The sequence below is a fragment of the Rudanella lutea DSM 19387 genome, from assembly GCF_000383955.1.
In the GTDB taxonomy this organism is placed as follows: Bacteria; Bacteroidota; Bacteroidia; order Cytophagales; family Spirosomataceae; genus Rudanella; species Rudanella lutea.
This window is the reverse complement of the sequence record NZ_KB913013.1, coordinates 5,090,057-5,113,329: the sequence shown is the minus strand read 5'-3', so window position 1 is coordinate 5,113,329 and position 23,273 is coordinate 5,090,057. Positions and strand designations below refer to the sequence as shown.

The 23,273-nt window shown below is 55.4% G+C and carries 18 protein-coding genes; 6 read left to right on the top strand and 12 right to left on the bottom strand.

Annotated features, from left to right (window positions below; genetic code table 11):
* The first annotated feature begins 100 nt into the window (after positions 1–100).
* Positions 101–622 (top strand): phage tail protein, encoded by a 522-nt coding sequence (locus RUDLU_RS0121045; protein ID WP_019990410.1) that lies wholly within the window; start codon positions 101–103, stop codon positions 620–622.
* Positions 623–748: 126 nt separating this feature from the next.
* Here RUDLU_RS0121045 and RUDLU_RS30435 read toward each other — a convergent pair whose 3' ends face one another.
* Positions 749–871 (bottom strand): hypothetical protein, encoded by a 123-nt coding sequence (locus RUDLU_RS30435; protein ID WP_281168783.1) that lies wholly within the window; start codon positions 869–871, stop codon positions 749–751.
* 56 nt (positions 872–927) lie between these two features.
* On the opposite strand from RUDLU_RS30435, the gene RUDLU_RS28920 reads away from it, so the two are divergent.
* Complete coding sequence (locus tag RUDLU_RS28920) at positions 928–6,303, top strand: beta strand repeat-containing protein (RefSeq protein WP_169578062.1); 5,376 nt, start codon at positions 928–930, stop codon at positions 6,301–6,303.
* Between the two features lie 72 nt (positions 6,304–6,375).
* Here RUDLU_RS28920 and RUDLU_RS0121035 read toward each other — a convergent pair whose 3' ends face one another.
* From RUDLU_RS0121035 to RUDLU_RS0121020, 4 genes are all read right to left on the bottom strand, one after another.
* Entirely contained in the window at positions 6,376–6,831 is a 456-nt protein-coding gene (locus RUDLU_RS0121035) for a MarR family winged helix-turn-helix transcriptional regulator (RefSeq protein WP_019990408.1), read from the bottom strand.
* A gap of 99 nt (positions 6,832–6,930) precedes the next feature.
* Positions 6,931–7,380, bottom strand: a complete 450-nt coding sequence (locus RUDLU_RS0121030) for a DoxX family protein (protein WP_157580315.1) — start codon at positions 7,378–7,380, stop codon at positions 6,931–6,933.
* A gap of 203 nt (positions 7,381–7,583) precedes the next feature.
* Positions 7,584–9,842, bottom strand: a complete 2,259-nt coding sequence (locus RUDLU_RS0121025; RefSeq protein ID WP_027303265.1) for a DUF2309 domain-containing protein — start codon at positions 9,840–9,842, stop codon at positions 7,584–7,586.
* A 49-nt stretch (positions 9,843–9,891) separates the two neighbouring features.
* Entirely contained in the window at positions 9,892–11,427 is a 1,536-nt protein-coding gene (locus tag RUDLU_RS0121020; RefSeq protein ID WP_019990405.1) for a proton-conducting transporter transmembrane domain-containing protein, read from the bottom strand.
* A 214-nt stretch (positions 11,428–11,641) separates the two neighbouring features.
* On the opposite strand from RUDLU_RS0121020, the gene RUDLU_RS0121015 reads away from it, so the two are divergent.
* Positions 11,642–12,493, top strand: coding sequence for a LysR substrate-binding domain-containing protein (locus RUDLU_RS0121015; RefSeq protein ID WP_019990404.1), 852 nt, complete (start codon positions 11,642–11,644; stop codon positions 12,491–12,493).
* A gap of 81 nt (positions 12,494–12,574) precedes the next feature.
* On the opposite strand, the gene RUDLU_RS0121010 is transcribed toward RUDLU_RS0121015, so the two are convergent.
* From RUDLU_RS0121010 to proS, 4 genes are all read right to left on the bottom strand, one after another.
* Positions 12,575–13,006, bottom strand: coding sequence for an FKBP-type peptidyl-prolyl cis-trans isomerase (locus RUDLU_RS0121010; RefSeq protein WP_019990403.1), 432 nt, complete (start codon positions 13,004–13,006; stop codon positions 12,575–12,577).
* Between the two features lie 63 nt (positions 13,007–13,069).
* On the bottom strand, positions 13,070–13,696 hold the full coding sequence (locus tag RUDLU_RS0121005) for a thioredoxin family protein (protein WP_019990402.1): 627 nt from the start codon (positions 13,694–13,696) through the stop codon (positions 13,070–13,072).
* Positions 13,697–13,860: 164 nt separating this feature from the next.
* Positions 13,861–14,604, bottom strand: a complete 744-nt coding sequence (locus RUDLU_RS0121000; RefSeq protein ID WP_019990401.1) for a TerC family protein — start codon at positions 14,602–14,604, stop codon at positions 13,861–13,863.
* Between the two features lie 98 nt (positions 14,605–14,702).
* The gene (gene proS, locus RUDLU_RS0120995) at positions 14,703–16,175 is read right to left on the bottom strand and encodes a proline--tRNA ligase (protein ID WP_019990400.1); all 1,473 of its coding nucleotides are present in this window, start codon (positions 16,173–16,175) and stop codon (positions 14,703–14,705) included.
* Between the two features lie 354 nt (positions 16,176–16,529).
* On the opposite strand from proS, the gene RUDLU_RS0120990 reads away from it, so the two are divergent.
* Positions 16,530–17,867, top strand: a complete 1,338-nt coding sequence (locus RUDLU_RS0120990; protein WP_019990399.1) for a hypothetical protein — start codon at positions 16,530–16,532, stop codon at positions 17,865–17,867.
* 144 nt (positions 17,868–18,011) lie between these two features.
* A complete protein-coding gene (locus tag RUDLU_RS0120985) occupies positions 18,012–19,586 on the top strand; it encodes a hypothetical protein (RefSeq protein ID WP_019990398.1) in 1,575 nt (524 codons plus the stop codon).
* A 358-nt stretch (positions 19,587–19,944) separates the two neighbouring features.
* Here the strand turns inward: RUDLU_RS0120985 and RUDLU_RS0120980 are convergent, their stop codons facing one another.
* From RUDLU_RS0120980 to RUDLU_RS0120970, 3 genes are all read right to left on the bottom strand, one after another.
* Entirely contained in the window at positions 19,945–20,451 is a 507-nt protein-coding gene (locus RUDLU_RS0120980) for a shikimate kinase (RefSeq protein ID WP_019990397.1), read from the bottom strand.
* Positions 20,452–20,508: 57 nt separating this feature from the next.
* Positions 20,509–21,654 carry a BT_3928 family protein gene (locus tag RUDLU_RS0120975; RefSeq protein WP_019990396.1) on the bottom strand — a complete coding sequence of 382 codons (1,146 nt, stop codon included), beginning with the start codon at positions 21,652–21,654 and terminating at the stop codon, positions 20,509–20,511.
* Positions 21,655–21,747: 93 nt separating this feature from the next.
* The gene (locus tag RUDLU_RS0120970; RefSeq protein WP_044129589.1) at positions 21,748–22,311 is read right to left on the bottom strand and encodes a DUF1599 domain-containing protein; all 564 of its coding nucleotides are present in this window, start codon (positions 22,309–22,311) and stop codon (positions 21,748–21,750) included.
* Positions 22,312–22,415: 104 nt separating this feature from the next.
* Between RUDLU_RS0120970 and folP the strand changes: the two genes are divergently transcribed.
* Complete coding sequence (gene folP / locus RUDLU_RS0120965; RefSeq protein WP_019990394.1) at positions 22,416–23,270, top strand: dihydropteroate synthase; 855 nt, start codon at positions 22,416–22,418, stop codon at positions 23,268–23,270.
* Positions 23,271–23,273 lie beyond the last annotated feature (3 nt).

Genomic DNA, 23,273 nt, shown 5'->3' with positions numbered 1-23,273 from the left:
CAACCAACCAATTAGTATCGGCTTGTTTACCAGCTGACTGTTCTAAACGGTACACCTGCTGACACATAATTTACAACTAACCTAAAACCATTTTTAGCACATGGAAGGATACATTGCTCAAATCATCATGTTCGCGGGCAACTTTGCCCCTCGGGGCTGGGCGTTCTGTAATGGGCAGATTTTGTCGATTGCCCAAAATACAGCCCTCTTCTCGCTCTTGGGTACCACGTTTGGAGGTAATGGCCAGACAACCTTTGCTCTCCCCGATTTCCGTGGCCGAGTGCCGGTTGGTACTGGTCAAGGGCCTGGTTTACCCCCAGTTGTTTTAGGCCAAATGGCTGGTGCAGCCACGCATACACTGATTATAACAGAAATGCCAGCACACAATCATTCGCTGGTTGCATCGTCTCAAACGGGTAATACCGCAGCACCCGCCAATGCTTTTCTGGCCGCCACGGGCGCGCTCGATCCCGAGTATAGAAGCACACTGGACTCTGGCGTCACATTAGGCCCGAATTCAATGTCGATTGCTGGTGGCTCGCAGCCCCACAACAATATGCAGCCCTATCTGGGCATCAACTTTATAATCTGCATGGAGGGCATTTTCCCAGCGCGTAATTAAGTCGTACGCCAGATCGTATCGGCTGGCACTCTTTACAAACTATTCTGTCGTGGGAAGCAATCCAAACCCGATTGCTTCCTACCCTTGCTCGTCAACCTTTTTTTGAACCTTACGCTTTCAACTCAATTATGCAACCTTCTCTACCACATCGGCCAGAACCGCTACACCCACGCGGAAGGCTTCGCCCGATGAAGTTGTTCCTTCTGGTGGTCGTGCTACTGACGTGCTTTGCGCAGGCGGTTCGTGCACAAAGCCCCCCCAGTTCGGTTACTGTATCAGGGGCATGCCTTGCTCAAGCCTCTACGTTGACGCTTCTCAATGCAAACTTTGAGGGTTCAAACCGCCCGGCCTACACAGGTACGGGCAGTATCATCCTCAACAGCCAAACGTACGCAGGCGTATCACTGAATCTGTATTTCCTGACCTCGGCGTCAGTTTGGGTACTCGAATTTGATGGGCAAGCGTATCTGTCAAACACCTCAACGGGCAGCTTGCCTCCCACTACCGGCTGGTTAGCCGAAACATCAGGTGTAGTAGGACCCTGCACGGGTAATACGCCGTTGGCAGTACAACTACCAGCTACCCTGGCTACCGTGACGACCACGGCTCCGAGTGATATACGACCCAACCGGGCCACACTCGGCGGCAATGTCACTAACGATGGCGGAGGGGCAATTTCCGAGCGCGGGGTCGTTTATATTACCGGCACCAGTACGCCTACTATATCGAACACTAAAATAATGAGTGGTACAGGTACGGGTGCATTCTCTGTAACAGCCACCGGACTAAACCCCAATACTCTGTATTCGGTACGCGCCTATGCAATCAACAGCGCTGGCCCAAGCTACGGCACATCCCTGACCTTTACAACATCAGCAGCTCCCACTCCACTGACCGTCAGTATTATCCAAACCACCAATGTTAGCTGTGCCGGAGGAGCAAACGGCTCTCTGAGCGCTTCGGCCAGTGGCGGGGTTGGATCATACACGTACAACTGGACACCCGGCAACCCCGCTGGCGACGGTACCGCTACTATCACCGGGCTGGCTGCGGGAAGTTACACTATTACAGTGACCGACAATCAGGGTACATCCGCTACGGCTGTCGGCACGGTCACGCAGCCTAATCCAATTTTCATTGGTAATTCGCAAACCAACGTCAGCTGTAATGGGAATACCAATGGCTCCATTTCAGTGTCGCCTACAGGTGGGTCGGGCGGATTCACCTACCGGTGGAGCAATTCGGCAACGACCAGTTCGATAAATAACTTAGCCGCGGGAGTGTACTCGGTTACCGTTACCGATGCCAATTCATGTACGGCTACCCGGAGCTTCACCATCACACAGCCTCCCGCCCTGGTTACCAGCAGCTCTTCACAGATTAATGTAAGCTGCAATGGAGGTAGTACAGGCTCCGCTTCAGTAGCAGTTTCGGGAGGAACGCCTGGTTATACATACAGCTGGGCGCCTTCGGGTGGTACAGCGGCTACGGCTAACGGCTTGTCCGCCGGTATATATACCGTGACCATCACCGACGCGAATGCATGCACGACCACCCGAAGCTTCACCATCACGCAGCCCCCAGCACTGGCGGTATCAAGCAGCCAAACGAACGTTAGCTGCAATGGCGGCAACAACGGCACAGCATCAGTCTCCGTATCAGGAGGAGCCCCCGGTTACACCTACAGTTGGGCACCTTCAGGCGGTACAGCGGCTACGGCTAACGGCTTGTCGGCCGGCACCTATATTGTGACTATCACCGACGCCAATGGCTGTGTTGCCACTCAGGCGTTCACTATTACACAGCCAGCACCACTGGTTGCCAGTACCATTCAGAATAACGTTATCTGTAACGGTGCTACCAATGGCTCGGCTACAGTAACGCCCTCTGGTGGCGTGGGAGGTTACACGTATAGCTGGGCACCTTCGGGCGGCACAGCGGCTACCGCTACGGGTCTCGCGGCTGGTAGCTACACCGTCACCATCACCGACGCCAATGGTTGCATAATAACCCGGAGCTTCACCATTACCCAACCCCCAGCGTTGGTTATCAGCAATTCTTCACAAACGAATGTTAGCTGTAACGGTGGCAATACAGGGGCCGCTTCAGTAGCAGTCTCAGGTGGCGTAGGGGGTTACACCTATCTTTGGACTCCATCAGGCGCAATAACACCTAGTGCTACGGGTTTAACGGCCGGCATATACACTGTGCTCATTACCGACGCCAATGGTTGCACAATAACCCGGAGCTTCACCATCACACAGCCCCCAGCACTGGCGGTAGCAACCAGCCAAACGAACGTTAGCTGCAATGGCGGCAACAACGGCGCAGCATCAGTCTCCGTATCAGGAGGAGCCCCCGGTTACACCTACAGTTGGGCACCTTCGGGCGGTACAGCGGCTACGGCATCAAATCTGACAGCTGGCACCTATACTGTGACCATCACCGACGCCAATGCGTGCACAACTACCCGGAGTTTCACCATCACCCAGCAGGCCGCCATTACCATCACGCCCAGCCAGACCAATGTTACCTGCAACGGATTGGCCAATGGTGCGGCAGCGGTATCTGTTTCGGGTAGCTCAGGGCCTTACACCTACAGCTGGGCACCTTCAGGTGGTAATGCGGCTACCGCTACGGGTCTCGCGGCCGGTAGCTACACCGTGACAATCACCGACGCCAATGGTTGCGTGGCAACCCAACCATTTACCATCACGCAGCCCCCTTCTCTGGTATTAGGCGGCAACCAAACGAATGTCAGCTGTAATGGCGCAGCCAATGGCTCGGCTACGGTGTCGCCTACAGGAGGGGCGGGCGGATTCACCTACCGGTGGAGCAATTCGGCAACGACCGGTTCGATAAATAACTTAGCCGCGGGGGTGTACTCCGTCACCGTTACCGATGCCAATTTGTGCACAGCCACCCGGAGTTTTACCATCACGCAGCCATCCGTACTGGTTACCACCAGTAGCCAAACGGACGTCAGCTGCAACGGTGGTACCAACGGATCGGCAACGGTAACGCCCTCTGGTGGCGTGGGGGGTTACACGTACAGCTGGGCACCTTCGGGCGGCACAGCGGCTACCGCTACGGGTCTCGCGGCTGGTAACTACACCGTGACAATCACCGACGCAAATGGGTGCACAACTACCCGGAACTTCACCATCACACAGCCCCCGGTTCTGGCCGCCACGATGAGCCAGACAAACGTTTCGACCTTTGCAGCTACCGATGGACGGGCCTCCGTTTCGGTTTCGGGCGGAGCAGGTAACTCATACACCTACGACTGGACGCCCGGCAACCCAACCGGCGATGGTACCAATACGATTTCGGGTTTGGCAGCAGGTCTGTACAGTGTGCTCATCACCGACCCCAACGGTTGCACGATCTCACAGAGTGTGAACATCACCCAGCCCGGTCAGCTTACAACGCCCGCGCCGGTGGTACTAACGCCCGCCAATGGATCACTGATCAACACCGCTACGCCCACCATTACAGGGACATCCGCACCTAACAGTACTATTACGGTTTTTGTAGATGGTAGCTCTGTGGGTACCACAACCGCTAATGGTGCAGGGAACTGGACGTTGACGCTCTCAAATGCACTGGCGCAGGGCTCGCATACCGTTCGGGCACGGGCGCAATTGGTGAACCAGATTCAGAGCCCCGACAGCAATACGAACACCTTTACCGTTGACTCGAACGGGCCCGGAGTAACCCTCAACACAACAGCAACCAACCCAACCCAGGTGTCGCCCATTCCGGTGACGATTGCCTTCACCGAATCGGTAACAGGGCTTACGTTGGCCGAGATTAGCGTGAGCAACGGCACTGCGTCGAACCTGACCGGTAGCGGCAGCAGCTACAACGTGAATATCATTCCTGCCGGTACGGGGCTGGTCACCGTCAGCGTAGCAGCCGGGGTTGCACAGGACAATGCCGGCAACCAGAACCTGGCGTCGAACGGAATCAGCATCCAGTACAACACGCCCAACAGCGCCCCAACGGTAGCCAATGCCATTCCTCCGCAGTCGGCAACCGTAGGCCAGGCGTTTACGTTTACAATTCCGGCCAATACCTTCACCGACATTGAAACACCGAACAGCCTCACCCTGTCGGTAGCAGGCCTGCCGCCAAACCTTACGTTCAGCGGCAACACCATCAGCGGCCTTGTTTCATCATCGGGCACCAGCAACGTGACGGTTACGGCCACTGACCCCGGTGGTTTGTCGGTCAACACCACCTTTATCATCACGACAGCGAGCCAGCCTTTTGGCGGAACCGTGGTGAGTTACAACTGCCAGACCGGTGCGATTGTGCTGGGCTCGGTAGGTAGCACGGGCGGAGTGATTGAGTACTTTGCCATTGGTGTAACGGGCTGGACCACCAATCCGAACCAGATTATTGAGGCTGGTTTGCGGGCCGACCCGAAGCCCATCACGATTCAGGTACGGCAAAACGGCGTTGAAGGTCTGCCGTTTATCTTCAACTTTGGTCAGTTCTGCGGCAACAATACCCCGCCCCTACTGGTCAACGCGGTGCCCCCACAATCGGCTACGGTTGGGGTTCCCTACACGCTGAATCTGGGCAATGTGTTCACCGACGCCCAGACACCCGGACAGATAACCCTGTCGGGCTCAGGCGTACCGGCTGGTCTGAACCTGATCGGTACGTTTATCACCGGTACACCGTCAGCGTCGGGTGTGAGCACCATTACGCTCACCGCCACCGATCCGGGTGGTCTCAGCAGCAGCACCAGCTTTGTGCTGACGGTTAGCCCCGTGGGTAGCCAGACAGGCACCCCACCCCCCACAGGCGGGTTGTTGTCGGCCACTGTGGTGAGCTACAACTGTAGCACGGGCGCCATTGTATTCGGATCAACGGGCGGTAACGGATCGGCGGTTGAATACCTCTCGATTGGTATTACGGGCTGGACTATCAACACAAACCACGTGATTGAGGCCGGTCTGCGGGCCGACCCGAAGCCAATCACGGTGCAGATTCGGCAGAATGGCGTGTTGGGTCAGGCGTTTGTGTTCGACTTTGGGGCCTTCTGCGCGGGTGCCCCCCAGCCGCCTGTCAGCACCACCAGTTGCGGCAGCCCAACGGCCACCTTGGGTAGCACCTTGCAGGTAACGGGCGTTACGGAGGTGAACTGCCAGACGGGCTCGTTCCGGATTCTGACGAGTGGCGGCAACGGGTCTCCCATCAGCTACGCCAATCTGGTAGGTCTGAGCAATGCCGACCCCAACAACTGTCTGCGGGTACTCGATAACCCTGACCTGATTCGGGCGGTAAACAACCCCGCTTCTGACATTGGCCCGCTCAACCTGCGGGTTACGCAGAACGGCGTCACCAGCAATACGTTTAGCTTCAACTTCAAGCAGTTCTGTACGGGCACTGCCCGGATTGCACGGGCCGAAGACACCCCGCTGGAGGTAACGGTACTGGGCAACCCCACCACCGCTGAGTGGGTAACTGTGCGGATAGCCGGAGCCGGTAGCGAAGCCATTGCTCTGGAGGTGGCCGATACACGAGGCCATCTGGTGAGCCAGCAGCAGGCAGTAGCCAGCCAGGGCGAAGCTACTACGCGGGTTCGGGTTGGTGCGTCGGCAGGTATGTACGTACTCCGGGTGAGCACACCAACGCGCACCCAAACGGTGAAGATCGTGCGGCAGTAAAACAGGGCGAAACGTGTAAAAAAGGCACCGGCTCGTGAGCCGGTGCCTTTTTTATTGCTTGGAGAAACGACCCTATTCCGTCATCTGTTGCGGACCCAACGAGATTAACACCCGGTCGAGTTTGTTCTTCAAATCCATCCACTCGTCAACGGTCAGATCGGTCGCGCTCAGGCTCTCCACCAGCCGTTCGGGAATGGTAGCGGCCCGGCTTTCGAGCGCGCGGCCTTCGGGCGTCAGCTCCACCCGTACTTTGCGCTCATCTTCGGTCGATTTGCTCCGCCGGATCAGCCCCATTGTTTCCAACCGCTTGAGCAAAGGCGTCACCGTATTGGTATTCAGCACGAGTTTCTGACGGACATCATTGACTGTGACATTGTCTTTTTCCCACAAAACCAGCAACGCCAGGTATTGCGGGTACGTAAGGCCCAGTTCGTCAAGAAACGGCTGATACGCGCGGGTGATGAGCCGCGAAACGGCGTAGACCGGGAAACAGAGCTGATTTTCGAGCTTTAAATGTTCAGTAGCCATACTACGTACAATTACAATTCGAAAGCCTCCATACGAACGGGCTTACCCTGCAGACTTTGGGCCGTCAGCCCATAAAATTCAGCGTTGCGCATAGTTTTCTTAGCGATTAAACAACTGACCATTACGGTATGCCTGCCAGGCTCCGGTGCTCCACAAGGCCCAGGCTACCAGCACAGGCTGAAAAAATAGCCGTACCAGTCGGGTGGTGTCCGAATTCAGATTGAATGCATCGATTCGATTCACGTACTGCGAAATGTTGCCGGGAAAAATGAGCACAAAAAACAGAGCCGTCGCCAACCCGACCCAAACCTTGTAACGCCCCAGCAACAGTAACGACAGACCCAGCCCGATTTCAACGACCCCGGACAGCACCACCACCAGATCAGGATCGAGTGGAAGCCAGGTGGGTACCTGCGCCAGAAATTCGATCCGGGCCCAGGTCAGGTGGCCAATACCCGCGAGTAGCAGGTTAGCGCCCAGTAACAACCGGAAAATGGTCTGCAAAAGACCTGTCTTTTGATTGGGGGTTTGTCGTATTTGAGTAATCATCGGCTTATTTATGTCGCGTGCGATACAAAAGTAAAGAAATTTAGATCGCGTGCGACATAGTTTTTAGTAAAAAGCACATTGGGCTTATTAGAATACCCCTATCTGATGGCGTTTTGCTCCAAGCGAGGGTAGCATAAAAACCCCGTCAGCTTGAGACCGACGGGGTTTTGCGTATGGAAAGAGGTAGATTCCGAATTGTTGGGTTAAAAGGCGAGCCGCTGCCAGATTCCGCTCACATCGAGCCGGTACGCCCGGTTATCGGTCGGCTCAATGGCCACAAGTTTCACCCATCCATTGAAAAACAAGGTCTGCAATACGGGTTGCCGTTCAATAATCTGGTCGATTCGGTAGCGGGGTGCGTACACCACCGTAAGCAGTCGCTGTGGCTCGTGATAGCGGGTTTCGTCGCTGGCAAACACCGACTGGAGCGGTAAACCATGCATCAGATCACTGGCGTTGCCCTGCATCACGCCCAGCTTACCGGCTACGTTATGGGTCACCTTGCTACCGCTGCCGTAGGCCACGTTGTCGAGCGTTGAGAACAGGTACTGGTTGTTAATCCACTGCGCCACCACCATCGGGGCCGTCAGAATGGTCTCCAGCAGCTTGCTCTCCACGTCGCTCTCCCACTCGTACGAGTGCAGGAAACAACGGCCTTCCAGATCAACCTGGCGGGTAAGCTGCCGGGGCCCTACAATAAAGGCCGCGTTGCGAGCCAGTCCCCATTCGGGCCGAACCTCAGCCCAGTCGGCACTACGACGAAGCGTGGCGCCCACCGTATCGACCCCCTCGGCCGACCGCCCGAAGGTATTGTACCGGTTAGCACTGTTGCTCTCACGAGCCGCCACCAGGGCCGTTAGCAAGCCCTGCAATTCCGACGCGTTCGAGTTGGCCAGAGGTTCGTCGTACAGCGTTACCTCGTCGGTCGTGGTGTTGTGTTCGGCCGCCATAAAGACCGTATCCGTTGGGATAGCAATCCCGTTCTGGGCCAGTTTCTGCCGCACCGAGGGCGTGTTCAGAATCTGAGCCATCAGTTTGGCGTTAGGACCACCGTGATTCCCTCCGCAGGCACCGCAGTCGAGGGCCGATGCGTACGCGTTGTTCTGGGTGGTGCTACCGTGTCCGCAAAACACAACCAACTTGCCAAACCCGCTTGTCAGCCCCATGAGCCGAAGCGCCGTTTCGGCATAGGTGGCCTGCTCAGCAGCCGAAATCCCCGCCGGGGTTGCACAGCAATCGGGCTTGGTCGGGATTTCGGGTTGTATGGCCTGGGTCAGCGACTCCCGTAACCGCTTGCTCGACACCGGGGCCAGCGTTCGGCCGAGCATCAGCAGACCACAAGCCGCACCCAGCGTCTCGACGAGCGCAAACGGCGTGGCAAAATTGTACTTGAGCGCGTTGTACGTTGCTTTCAAGCCTTTCAGAAACCGGTTGCCCGTTTGAAAACGCTGAAGCTGTGCTTCGTCGGCCAACGGTGTTTCATGCACCTCGTGGCGCGGCTTAAGCAATACCGGGCAGGCATCGTGCGCTTCGGAATCGGCATAGTGGTGTACTCGAATAGGTAGCCCGAAGAAGCCCGCAAAGCCAAACGTTTCGTAACGGCCCTGAGCTTCCAGCCGACGCCGAAACGGTTCCGAACGAACGTCGATACAAAATACCAATTGTGCATCAGCGCGTTGCTCTACCCCACCCAGCTGCCGGGCCTGCGGCAAGAGTTGGGTCAGCAATTGGCGACGGTAAATAGCCTCCGACTGCTCCAGCTGGCTCATTGTTTTTTCTACCTTCTCCGTTGCCACGGGCGACAACGCCTGCTGAATCGTGGGCTGGTATGCATCGGGCCAGAGCATCGACGTAATTGCGAGCCGTACCGCCAGCCATTCGATCATGGTAATGGGGTTCGGGTTGACGGTCGGGGGCGTTTGCCACTCGTTGCGCCATTTCACATACCCCGACCAACCCGGCAAATACGCCAGCGACTGCGACAAAAATGGCACCTGCTCCTCCTCTACTACCCCGAGAGCTTCCAGGCAGAGCAGGATGGCGTCTTCGGGAGCCTTGGGCAGGGCCTTCAGCCAATCCCGGCGATCGTCGTCGAATCCATGCAGTTCATCGTCCAGAAACGCCAGTTGCCGCCAGGCCGCATAAAAGCCCAGATGCCGGTTGGGCATCGGAATGGTAGCCTGTCCTTCATCGAGAAACACATGCCCCCATTTGATCAACTGCCGATTGACTGCTTCGAGCGCCGGGCTCGTTTCGGGCCGACCAAACAGCCGGGTACCTTCACGAAGGGCCTGCTCAAAGGGCATCGACTCCAGCCCTTGCAGCGGGTTACAGGCAATAAACGTTTTAAGAGGCCATACCGGCGCCAAAACCCGACCAGCCCGGCTTACGGCATCCTGTATTTGGGCGCGCTTCGAAACGGCAGGGGCAACAGGGCGGGAATGAGCTATTGTCGATTGCATAGGTTGCTATGTATTGAATGAGGGATAAGACGGAAGTGAAATGTTGGACTTAAACGTGGTAGGTGGTACGGATGGGCGTTGTGGTGTTCGCATCGGGCTGACTCCCGTTGAGGGCCGCCACGTACAGATTACGCCAGAGTCGGGTGTTTTGTAGCTCGGTCAACAGGTTCAGGTTCATACCCACCCAGATCAGAAGCATCACCGACAATACCAGCAGGTGTACACCATGAAGCGGCTGCGGCTCGGCAATAGCCAGCGGAGTCAGTACCGTTTCGATACCATGTACGCTTACCCCGTACAAACCACCCGCCAGCAACGCCAGCACAAGGGCCGGTACCAGCCGCACCAGGGGCTTACCCGTTTGCAGCACCGTTTGGGCAATTTGTGTAGCGGCCATGAATGCAAAGCCCAGCAACACAACCGTTGAATCGAGGGGTTGTCCGGCTGTCGGCAGGGGTTTGTTGCTCATGTACGCAAACCCCACCACACCGGCCAAACCCGCTACACAGGCCAGCATAAACTGCGTGGGCGTACCCGGCCGGAAAGCGGCCAACTGCCGTTTTTCGGCAACCGCTGAGCCAGCACTCAGAAACAGAAAGGCCTTAAACAGGCCGTGCCAGCACAGGTGCGCAACAGCCGCTGGAAATAGTCCCAGCCCGCACTGCATCACCATGAAGCCCATCTGACTCATGGTTGAGCAAGCCAGCATCCGCTTTATATCACTCTGAATCAGTTTCCAGACGGCACCGACAAGGGCGGTGAGCGCACCAATCCCGAACAAAACCAGCAGGAGTCCATTCTGGTGGAGGTACAGGGGTGCAAACCGAGCCAGCAGAAACCCGCCCCCGTTGATAAGGCCGGCGTGCATCAGGGCCGACACGGGCGTGGGTGAGTTGAGCGAGCTGGTCAGCCACTTATGAAAGGGCAGCAGGGCCGACTGAATCAGGGCCGCCATCATAATCAGGATCAGTACCGTTGTCATGGGTGATGCGCTCACATCGACACCCGCCGTCAGAATAGCCCGGAGCGAGTAACTACCGCTTAGGTCAGCCAGGAGCATGAGCGCAAAGGCCAACAGCAGAAAGCCCAGAAAAAACATCCGCAGGGCCAGCATGCCTGCGTTGTACGAGGCCCGCCAGCCGGTTTTGTGGATCATCAGGCGAACAAGCAACCCGTTGCTCAGTCCCCAACCCGCCAGCAGCAACAGCACATGATCGGCCATGACCATCAGCAGGGCGGCCGCCGTCAGCAGCGAGAGCTGCACAAAATAGGCACGGTACCGGCGATCGCCAGCCATGTACCGCTGCGAATATTGGTGTACAATACCGCTCACAAACAGAATGAGGGTTGCCATGATCCACGACAGGGCATCGGCCCGAATCCCGAAAACAGCCGCCCCCTCGTACTGATCCCCGAAAACCAGACCCGCAATGGCCAGTAAGCAACTTGTCCAGATAGCTGCGGTCGTTGCCTGCGCCCCCCCATGCGGGTTATCACGAAAACCAAACCCATTGACGAGTGCGCCCGCAATGGGCAGGGCTAAAAGTGAAACGTAGAGTACCAGTGGTTGTGAAAGATGGGCCATTGATTATTAGATTTACTATTATCAATGGCCAAAACTAAAAGCATACCTTATATCAGAAAAACGAATAATTCTTATTCTGTACATTAGAAAAACTTATATATTTGTTTAAAATGAATCAGAGCGTGTTTTAGGGCCTATTTCGCCTGTTTTGACGCATGATTTTTTTTGCCTAAGTTGGACATTATACCTACACTTCATCCAAACAGCACCGAGTATGTCATTAGATACCGTCACGCTTCAGTGTTTTCTGGCCGTAGCCGAAACGGGTAGTTTCACTAAGGCCGCCGACCGGGTCAACCGGACCCAATCGGCGGTTAGTCAGCAGTTGGCTAAGCTTGAACTGATTCTGGGTAAGACACTCATCAACCGGGGCAAAATACTTTCGCTTACCAACGAGGGAGAGATTTTTCTGGGATACGCCCGGCAGATTTTTGCCCTGCACCGCGAAGCGCTCGACCGGTTCAAACAGCCCGAATTGGAGGGCGAGGTGCGTTTTGGCCTGCCCGAAGATCTGGCTACAGTGCTACTGTCGGATGTGCTGGTTAACTTTTCACGGATTCACCCCCGTGTGTTTCTGAAAGTCGAGTGCGACCTGACCCTGAACCTGTTCGACCGTTTCCGGCGGGGCGAGTTTGACCTGATTCTGGTCAAGATGAGCCGCCCCGAAGAATTCCCGGAAGGGGTTGATATGTGGTCCGAAGCACTCGAATGGGTCGGAAAAGTTGAGCACTTCAAAAACAACGACCCCCAAAGTCCGCTTCCGCTGGTGCTATCGCCCCAACCCTGTGTGTACCGGGCCCGCGCCATCGAAGCCCTCGAAACAGCCGGTATCCCGTGGCGTCTGGTGTATAGCAGCCCGAGCTACACGGGTACCGTAGCCGCCGTCAAAGCCGGTCTGGGCCTGACAGTACTCCCCAAAACTATTGTACCCGCTCCGCTGGAGGTACTGCGCACGAGTTTGTTGCCTCCGCTTCCGCAAACGCACGTTTCGTTGCTCCGGCAAGGCCACGCCAGCAAGGCCGTAGAGTCGCTGGAGGAGTTTGTGCTGAAAAAAGTGCGGCACTGAGTCGCGGATAAACGCAATGAAGCCGCCCTGCGTACAAACAGGGCGGCTTCTTCAATAAACCATTGCGGAGAAATAGCCTCCTTAGTTGATTCCTACCAGTTCAACTTCAAACGTCAGGTCCTGGCCAGCCAACGGGTGGTTGGCATCCAGCACAACGTTGGTATCAGTCACCTGACGCACAATAACCGGAATCGGCTGCGGAGTACCTTCCTGATGCATATTAAGGGTCATTCCTACTTCGAGGGGGATCTCAGCAGGGATTTCGTTCCGTTCGATGCTGAACACATGGTCTTCAACCACCGGGCCGTAGGCATCTTCGACTGGGATATTGATGGTCCGTTTTTCGCCAATGCTCATACCCTCGATTCCGTTGTCGAAACCGGGGATCACCTGGCCACCGCCCAGTGTAAATTCGAGCGGAGTGCGGCCCGCCGACGAGTCGAAAATCGTTCCGTCGTCCAGAGTGCCTGTATAATGTACCTGAACGGTATCGCCAGCTTTTGCTTGTGCCATTTTGTTGTGTGTTTAGTACCCCACAAAGATATTAGTTTATCCATCCGTGTGTAGGCTGTTCAATCAGATTACCTCCGACCAACGCCGTACCAGCGTCAATAGTTCGTTTTGGATTGATTCGGTCCGGTCGGTATTGTACCAGCGCTGGGTGTTTTCGAGGATCTGCTCGAAGGTCAGATCACCGGCGGCTTTCCACTCGGCAATGGCCGCTTGCAGGCCAGCCGGGCGCGGGCCCCAGCTTCCGAGCACCTCGCCCGATGCGTTGTCGAGACAAATCAGTTTGGGAATAGACCGCCCGCCATTGGTCAGAAACGCGTTCATCAACTCCGGGTTTTCGTCGCGCAGCAGGAACCGCAGCGGTATCGACTCGCCCGCAATAGCCCGCAGTACCGGTAATGCCTGAGCGGCATCGCCACACCACGACTCAGTGAGGACCAGCCACGTCCAGCGACCAGCTACGGCCCCAACGGCCGCGGTCAGTTCGGGGTGAATAACGGTCTGTTTGTCGAGCCGGCTCATGCGGGCCAGGTTCATTTTGGTATAACCCAGAATCTCGGGCGTATTGTAATGGGCATCGGCTGAGGTAGTGCGGCCCTGTTCAAAGAGCTCAATAGCCAGTGTCCGGTACTGCTCGTAGGTCATTGCCGAGGCAACCAGTTCCGGCGTAGGGGTGGTTTGGGTGGGCATCATCGTCTATTTCTTCCATAACACCCCTATTTCGCGAGTTGGTTCGCACTGAGTACCTGGTGCAGGATTAATCCAGAATGGCAGACGAGCGTGCCGTTGAACGATTAGTGGGTGCGGGCGGCCTTTATCAGGCTACCCACACCCACGCAAAAGCAATGAACAAGCTCTTACGGATTCACCGATTTGGGTGGTTCATTCACGGCGTTCGGGTTGTGCTTAGGCACGGTTTTCATCTGAATCAGATCCACCAGAAACGCAAACGCCATCGAGAAGTAGATGTAGCCCTTCGGAATCTCAAAATGCAGCCCCTCGGCCACCAACGACATACCGATAATGAGCAGGAAGCACAGAGCCAGAATCTTAAACGATGGGTGCTGACTGATAAAGTTGCTGATGGGCTTCGAAGCCACGAGCATAATACCTACTGTCACAATCACGGCCGTGTACATCACCCAAAGTTGATCGACCATGCCCACAGCCGTGATGATGGAGTCGATAGAAAAGACCATGTCCAGTATCAGAATCTGAATGAGCAAATCGCGGAAGGTCGCTTTGGCCGTATTGTCCGGCGCGTTGGCATCGTCATTAAGCTCGGCTTTGTGGTAAATCTCCTTCGTGCTCTTGTAGATCAGGAAAAGCCCCCCGGCAAGCAGAATTAGTCCTTTCCCGCTGAAGTCGATGCCGAACACCGTAAAGAGCGTTTGATCGAGCTGCATGATCCACGAGATAAGCGCGAGCAACCCAAGCCGCATAAACATGGCCAAACCGATACCCCACAGCCGAAGCTTGTCACGTTGTTCGGGAGGCAGTTTATCCGACAGAATAGAAATGAAGATAATGTTATCGATGCCGAGGATCACCTCCAGCACGATCAATGTAAGTAAGGGTACGATGCTATCAACGAGCTCCATATTTTTTCAGTTAGGTAGCGAAAAAAAGGCGGCCTCATCGACCGCCTTTCTCTCAACTGATTTTTGTAGATAGCTGTTTACTAAAACCTACTTTAAACTTAGTAAGCCCGTGCAAACACCACCCGACCTTTGGAAGGCTTACCCGAGAAGACACAGATGCCTTCTTCGGGTTCCTGATCAAACGGAATACAACGAATGGTTGCTTTGGTAGCCTCCTTGATAGCCTCTTCGGTCTCAGAGGTACCATCCCAGTGGGCCAGCAAAAAGCCACCTTTCTCGATCTGCTCCTGAAACTGCTCAAACGTATCGACCCGGAACGTATTTTCCTGCCGGAACTGAAGCGCTTTCTGGTAGATATTTTGCTGAATGTCGTCGAGCAGAGCCTGAATCCGCTCCACCAGCCCGTCAAACGGCACGGTTTCTTTCGTTTTGGTATCCCGGCGCGCCAGCTCAATGGTGTTATTTTCGAGGTCGCGGCCACCCATAGCCAGGCGTACGGGTACGCCCCGCAACTCGTACTCGGCAAACTTCCAGCCGGGCTTGTTGGCATCCGAATCGTCGTATTTAACCGAGATCCCGGCCTTGCGGAGTTGCTGCACCAGCGGTTTCAGTTTTTCTGACAACTGCTCCAGTTGCTCGTCGCTGCGGTAAATCGGCACGATAACTACCTGAATTGGAGCCAGTTTTGGCGGCAACACCAACCCTGAGTCGTCGGAGTGCGCCATGATGAGGGCACCCATCAGGCGGGTCGATACCCCCCACGATGTCCCCCAAACATACTCAAGCTGATTCTGCTTGTTCAGAAACTGCACATCGAACGCCTTGGCAAAGTTTTGCCCCAGGAAGTGCGACGTACCCGCCTGTAAGGCTTTGCCGTCCTGCATCATGGCTTCGATACAGAGCGTATCGTCGGCACCGGCAAACCGCTCGTTAGGTGTTTTAGCCCCCTTGAGCACCGGCACGGCCATCCACTCCTCAGCAAAGCGGGCGTACACGTCGAGCATCTGCCGGGTTTCGGCCATGGCCTCCTCGGCGGTTGCGTGGGCGGTGTGGCCTTCCTGCCACAGGAACTCAGCCGTGCGGAGGAAAATACGGGTACGCATCTCCCAGCGCACCACGTTGGCCCACTGATTGATCAGCAGCGGCAGGTCACGGTACGACTGAATCCAGTTTTTGTACGTACTCCAGATGACCGTTTCCGAAGTTGGGCGCACAATCAGTTCTTCTTCCAGCTTAGCTTCCGGGTCGACAATAACGCCCGAACCATCCTCGGCATTTTTAAGCCGATAATGGGTCACCACTGCGCACTCTTTCGCGAAGCCCTCTACGTGGCTGGCTTCTTTGCTCAGGTACGACTTCGGAATAAAAAGAGGGAAGTACGCATTGGTGTGGCCCGTCTCCTTGAACATATCGTCGAGAGCCCGCTGCATTTTTTCCCAGATCGAAAAGCCATACGGCTTAATGACCATACACCCCCGAACGGCTGAGTTTTCGGCCAGGTCGGCCCGCTTAATGAGTTCGTTATACCACTCGGAATAGTTCTCGCTACGTGACGGAATTGCTTTTGCCATACAGGACGCTGGGTGATACTCGACAACAGACCGGATGCGATGCTATACCAACCACTTGGCGCCTGACGTTAGACGCGGCCCGCCGGGCGGCTCCGTGCAGGACTCTCAACGTTTGTTGTCGAAAAGCCTAACGTCCAATGTCTTTCGGGTGGTTTGGAGGTCGCTCGAACCTACTGTCTTGTATCTTTTTTTTAAGTCGATTTAAACCCTTCAGCCCTCAGATGGGTCTAAGGTCAGGAAGGGGTTGCAAAGATAGTTTTTTATGCTATATTTGTAATCAAACAGGTCTTTCCGCACGTTATACAAGAAAACAGGATCGATATTCGAGCACTGTACAAAAACCCTCTTCGTCAGATGAAAACGCAACGCACCTGGCCATATCTCTCGCTGGCCGCGCTGATGGGCCTGGCAAGCTGTACAAGCAGCCGTCAGACTGCACAGAACGCCGGCGAAATGGACGACCTTTACGGGAGTTCAGCCAACGCGGTTGTGTATGAAGGCAACCGCCAGTCATCGCAACCTTCCGAGAGCATCGCGTCGACACGTTCGCAACGGCAACGTGAGCGCGACGCTTACGCACGCAACACGAATCCAGATTACATTAACGACGATCAGCGGGGCTACGATCCTAACCGGGACGAGTACTACACTGAATTGAGCACACGCAATGTGAAGCGGGGGCTATCGGCTGATCCGGGCTGGAATACCGGCTCGTATAACGACGGTTTCACCGACGGATATTACGCGGGTATCGGTAACCCGGCTTTCAACAGCACCCGCTGGAATCCGTGGGGCTGGAACAACGGTTTCAACACAGGACTTTCTATCGGGCTGGGTGTAGGTTCTGGCTTCGGCTGGGGTAGCCCCTGGGGCTGGAACTCCTTTAACCGGTTTGGGTACGGCGGTTTCTACGACCCATTCTGGGGTGGTGGTTACAACTCGTTTGCCTATAGCCCCTGGGGTTACGGTGGCGGTTTCTACGATCCATTCTGGGGCGGTGGTTTCAACCGGTTCGGGTACGGTGGATTTGGCTACAGCCCCTGGGGTGGTGGCTGGAACCGTCCGGTCATCGTGAGCAACACGATCATTACCGGTGCTGACCCCTACCGCGCAACGCGTACGTACGGTGCTCGTGGCTCAGCCTCAAACAGCCGCTACAACGACAATTTCAACAACACGCCCCGCAACTATAACCCGCGGGGTACCGGTGGCCGGACAGCTACAGGTAGTGCGGCTCCTGTTTACGGAAACAACACGAACACGGGTACAAGTACGGGTTCGAGCGATAGCTACTACGCACGGCCACGTAACACCCGGGGTACCTATTACTACGAGAGCGGTGCCAACAACACTGGCTCACGCGGGGGTAACACCTCAAGCGGTACATACACCGATCCCAATGGTCGTACAGGCAGCGGCAGCGCGGGCGGTTACTATTCGGCCCCGCGCGAAAACAGCCGTGGTACGTACACACCCCGGAGTGGTAACAGCACGTACGAGAGTCGGCCGAGCTACAACCAGCCCAGCTATCAGGCTCCACAGCGTAGCACATACGAGAGTCGGCCAAGCTATAGCCAGCCCAGCCAGTCGAGCACCCCAAGCTATTCGGCTCCCTCGTCGGGTGGCTCACGCGGGGGTAGCAGTGGTGGCTACTCAGGTGGCGGTGGTGGCGGCTCACGTGGTCCGCGCTAAACCATTTGTGTAAATTTATTGGAGAAAAACCCCGTCATTGGCTACAATTGACGGGGTTTTTCGTTTATAAAAAGGTGAGATTAAACGCTCGGTATGGATAATTGTCATAGAGCTAAATTTCACACACGCAAGCTAACTACACACATGACTACTCGACTTCTTATATTAGGCGGCCTGCTTCTTGGTACGGGAGCAGCGTTTGGGCAAACGGGAAGCATCTATGCCGATGCCGCTTTTCAATACAACGAGATTCAGCAATCGGGTACGGCCCGGTTCAGGGGTATTGGCGGAAACCATACGGCTTTGGGGGGCGATGCCAGCACCTTGTTTGGCAACCCGGCGGGCCTGGGTTTCTACAACCGATCGGAATTGAGTTTTAGCCCTACCTTCCTCAACAATTCGTCGCAGACATCGTATCTGGGCAGCACCACCACCGACAGCCGGGGGCGAGTAGCCGTGGGGCAGTTAGGGCTTATTCTGGCCGGGGGCGACAATGGCAACAGCAACCGGCGCTGGCGTCGGACCACTTTTGGGGTTGGCTACCACCAGAATATCAATTTCAATAACGGATTTACGTTTGAAGGGCTCAATCGCCGTAGTTCACTGGTCGACAACCTGATTGATGACGCCAACAGCATTCAGGGCCTTACCGGCGGTCAGCTCAATAACGGATACGACCCAAACACCCGGCAGGCCGACGACCTGCTGGCGGCTGCTTACCAGCTCTATCTTGTAAATGGTACACCTGACGCCCAAGGCAACAACACGCGGGCTCCGTTTTTCAGCTACGACCTGCTGAACCCGCGCTCGCAGCAAAATACATTTGAGTCGTCGGGATCACAGTCGCAATGGACCGTAGCCTATGCCGGTAACCTCGACGACAAACTGTACCTGGGTATTAACGTGGGTCTGTCGCGGCTACGGTATAACTCCGACAATGTGCTGACCGAGGTGATTCAGGGAGGAAATAGTTTTGGCGACATCGGGCAGCGCGACCGGCTGACGGTATCTGGTAACGGAATCAACGCCACGCTGGGCGCTATCTATAAACTCACCCCCAGCGTTCAGATTGGGGCCACGGTTGCTTCGCCCAACTTCATGCGCGTTACCGAAACGTTTACCCAAAATCTGCGCGTAAACCCGATCGACCCAAATCTTGCCAACCTCATTGTAGGCGAGCTCGATGCTACCGACGTCGATGTAGCTCCCAACGATTTCGACTACACGATTACGGGGCCATTGCGGGCATCGGGTGGTGCCACGGTATTTTTGGGCGGAGGTAAAATTGGTTTCCTGACGGCTTCGGCTGAATATGTAGGCTATGCCGGTATGCGAGCCAATACTACCGGGGGCAACGCGAGCGACAACAGCGCGTTTCGCAACAACGTCCGCAACACGGTTCAGCAATCGTACCAGAATGTGGTGAATGTACGGGCCGGTGCCGAGTTCCGGGCCGGTATGTTCCGGATTCGGGGCGGGGCGGCTTACCTGCCCGACGCTGACATCAGCCGCCGTGATAACATCGACCGCACCCGGCTGCTGATTTCAGGCGGCCTTGGCTACCGCAACGACCGTTTCTTTGCCGACGTGTCAGGAACGTTCAACACAACTGAAGCGGCCTTTACGCCCTATACCCGGCCCAACCCCGCTGATTATGGCTCGGCGCTGATCAACAATAAACTCAGCGCCATTACGCTCTCGTTAGGTACGTTTTTCTAAAACCGTTCAGGACTGATCGTGTCTGGAGGTTGAATACAAAAAAGCGCGCAAACGGCTATCAACTAGCTACTTGCGCGCTTTTTTACGACAATTCAGTACTGAACGTTGGATATTGGACACTAGACGTTAGACTTCTCTACAGTATAGCAGCAAGTCTTACGTCTAGCTGTATTGAGCGACAAGGTTATTACTTGGAAACACCACTCCCTACCCTGGCAGTGGTTGTGGACAGTGGTTGCGGGCAACGCTTTCGGGCAATGGGTGATAACGCGAACAGAAAAAGTAACAACCTAATCAACCAATACGTCTAGTGTCTGTAGTCCGAATGTCCAGTACTTGCTCACAAAACGTATATAATTTACAACCAGTTGCCCAACTCGCGGAGTAGCATTTGCTCATTGGCCGAGCCTGTCACAACAATGTCGGCCTGCCGGTAGTAGGGTAAGCGCGACTCGTATTTCTGACGCAGATTTTCGAGCAGAGCAGGGTCCTGATGATTGACTAAAGGGCGGTCGGGGGTAGCGTGGGCCAGAATACGCTCGACCAAAACCTCGGGAGCAACGTCCAAGAAAATAGAGACACCCGACGCTTTGATGTAATCCATATTGTTATGAAAACAGGGCATTCCCCCACCCGTTGCTACAACGAGCGCTTCGCCCGGCCGGATACTGTGCAGCGCCCGGGTTTCGGCCTCGCGGAAATACGCTTCGCCCTGTTCGGCAAAAATCTCGGCAATGCTCCGGCCTTCTTCCCGAACAATAATCTTATCGGTATCAATAAACCGGTAATGCAACTCGTTGGCAAGCCGACGCCCCAGCGTGCTCTTACCTGACGATGGCATACCGATGAGGTAAATATTCTTCAAAGGAGTAGGGAATAAAGGCATAGGGAGACGCTGATAATCAGCGTCTCCCTATGCCTTTTACTTGACTAATTCGATTACTTCTTCGGGCGAAGGAGTCAGGTTTACGTGCCACTTGCCCCGCACGGTACCATTGCTGAGCAACCATGTGCCAGGATTCGACCGCATGATGGTTTTCAGGACGGTAGCATCGGCCTGATACACCTTGGCATCGAGCTGATATTCCTTCATGAACGCTTCAATTTCAGTACCGCCCACTGATGTCAGGATGTACGGACTCACCGAAGAACCCTGCAATCCTTTTAGCAACGACCGGATAGCGGGCAGACTCCCCGTGTCAAAATCCTTCACGTTCTTGATAATCACAAAGAGCTTATTGCCTTCAAACGTCTGCTGAGTAAAGTCGCCGTCGGCATCGTTCCAAACCCGGTAATCGGTGATTTTAGGCTTGGCGTTTTCGTTCAGCAACACCATCTCCTTAAACGTGTAGCCGCCTTCGGTTGGGTATTTCTCAAATTCAAACTCCTTGCCGTCTTTGGTCACAATGTATTTGTACCGCAACTCTTCGGAGGGCTTCATCTGCGTCGGAATATTCTTCCCGACCGCGTACGGCAACAGATCAAACGGGGGCAAAAACTCGATAGCGTACACCCCCAGACCAATGGAGAAGATGGTCGCCAAAGCGACCAGCCACCCGGTTTTGCGCGACGGCATCCGGTTGCGGTGCCCGATGATAAACAGGATGAGCACCATCAGCACCACGTCTTTGGTAAACGAAGTCCAGGGCTTCAGTTTGAGGGCATCGCCAAAACAGCCACAGTCGGTCACTTTGTTAAAGTAAGCCGAGTAAAAGGTGAGCACGGTAAAATAGCTCACCAGCAGCAGCAGCACCCACGTAGTCAGTTTGGGCTTATACGAGGCCAGCAGGGCCACACCAAGCACCACCTCGAGCACGCACATGACCACCGAAATGAGCAGAGCCGCCGGAATCAGCGCTTCGAAAAAACCGTGCAGGGACGGTAAGTCCTGCGCAAATACTTCGAAATACTCTTCCAGTTTGATCTGGGTTCCGACAGGGTCATTGAGTTTGATGAGCCCCGAGATAATGAAGATGATACCGACCAGATAGCGGGCAATACGGGCGGCAATGAGCATGCCGGGCGTACCGGTTTTTACTTTGGGGGGAGTGGTTAGGTTGGCTTCCATTCGCGCTTCAGAACGTAGGCGGTGTCGTCACACCAGATAATGAGTACGGTTAGTAACGAAAAAACTCGTTGTTTATATCCAGACCCGGCTAAATTAAACCGTTTGGGTCGGAGTAGAGGCTTTTTCACCCATTTTGATCAGGCAAAACACAGCGTAATTGATCATGTCCATGTAGTTGGCCTCTACGCCTTCCGAAACCAGCGTGGCCCCGGCATTGTCTTCAATCTGCTTGGTTCGGAGCAGCTTCATCAGGATAATATCCGTCATCGAACTGACCCGCATATCGCGCCAGGCTTCGCCGTAGTCGTGGTTTTTGGCAAACAACAGATCAATAACCCGGCCAATTTGTTCATTGTACAGGCTTTCGAGTTCAACCGGCGGAATATCCGTGCGGGGGTCGTTGTGCAAGGCCATCTGAATCAGGGCCATCACACAGTAGTTGATGATGCCAACAAACTCAGGTTCAATCCCCTCGCCTACTTTCGAAACACCTTTTTCCTGAAGTGTCCGAATACGCTGGGCCTTGATATAAATCTGATCGGTAATACTCGGCAGCCGTAAAATGCGCCATGCCGTGCCGTAATCCTTATTTTTTTTCAGGAACAGGTCTTGGCAGCGCTCAACAACCTGCCGATATTGTGTTTCGGTATTCGCCATAGTGATGGGCGGTCGGTAGTCCGGGCTGCCGTGTCGGCATTCGATACGGGAGTAAGCCAATACGGGCACCTCCCCCAATCCCCGGCCTTTGACCACTCTGTTTAATGTCGCAAAATACGAAAAAAACGCTCAATTGCCGGGGTCGGCTCGTCGACCTCAGCCACGGCCCGGCCGTCATGGGCATCCTCAATATCACCCCCGATTCGTTCTTCGCCGGAAGCCGCGTACCCGCCGGAGGGGCGCTCGAACAGGCGCTCATTGACCGAGCGGGCCAAATGCTTCAGGACGGAGCCTCGTTTCTGGATATTGGTGGTTACTCGACCCGACCGGGTGCCCCCAACATCAGCCCATCCGAAGAAGCCGACCGGGTTCTACCCGCCATTGAGGCCATCCGGCGGCACTGGCCTGAGGCTCTGCTTTCGGTCGATACGTTCCGGGCAGAGGTAGCCCGGCAGGCCGTTGAGGCTGGGGCCTGTATGGTCAACGACGTAGCTGGTGGCACCCTCGACCTGCAGATGTTCGAAACGGTAGCAGCCTTGCAGGTACCTTACGTGCTCATGCACATGCGGGGCACCCCGCAAACGATGCAGTCAATGGCGACGTACACCAATGTAGTTACCGAGGTAATTGATGAGCTGGCGATTCAGCTGGCCCGGTTACGGGCGCTGGGGCAACTCGATGTTTTACTCGACCCCGGCTTCGGCTTTGCCAAAACACCCGCTCATAACTTTGCCCTGCTGCACAGGCTCGAAGCGTTTCGGGTATTCGATGAACCGCTCCTGATTGGCCTGTCGCGTAAATCGACCATCTGGCGTACGCTCGGTATCACCGCCGACGAAGCCCTCAACGGCACCACCGTGCTCAACACGGTAGCCCTCCAGAAAGGGGCTTCGATTTTGCGGGTTCACGACGTGCGCGAGGCCGTTGAAGCCGTTACGCTCGTGGGGCACCTGCGCTGAAAG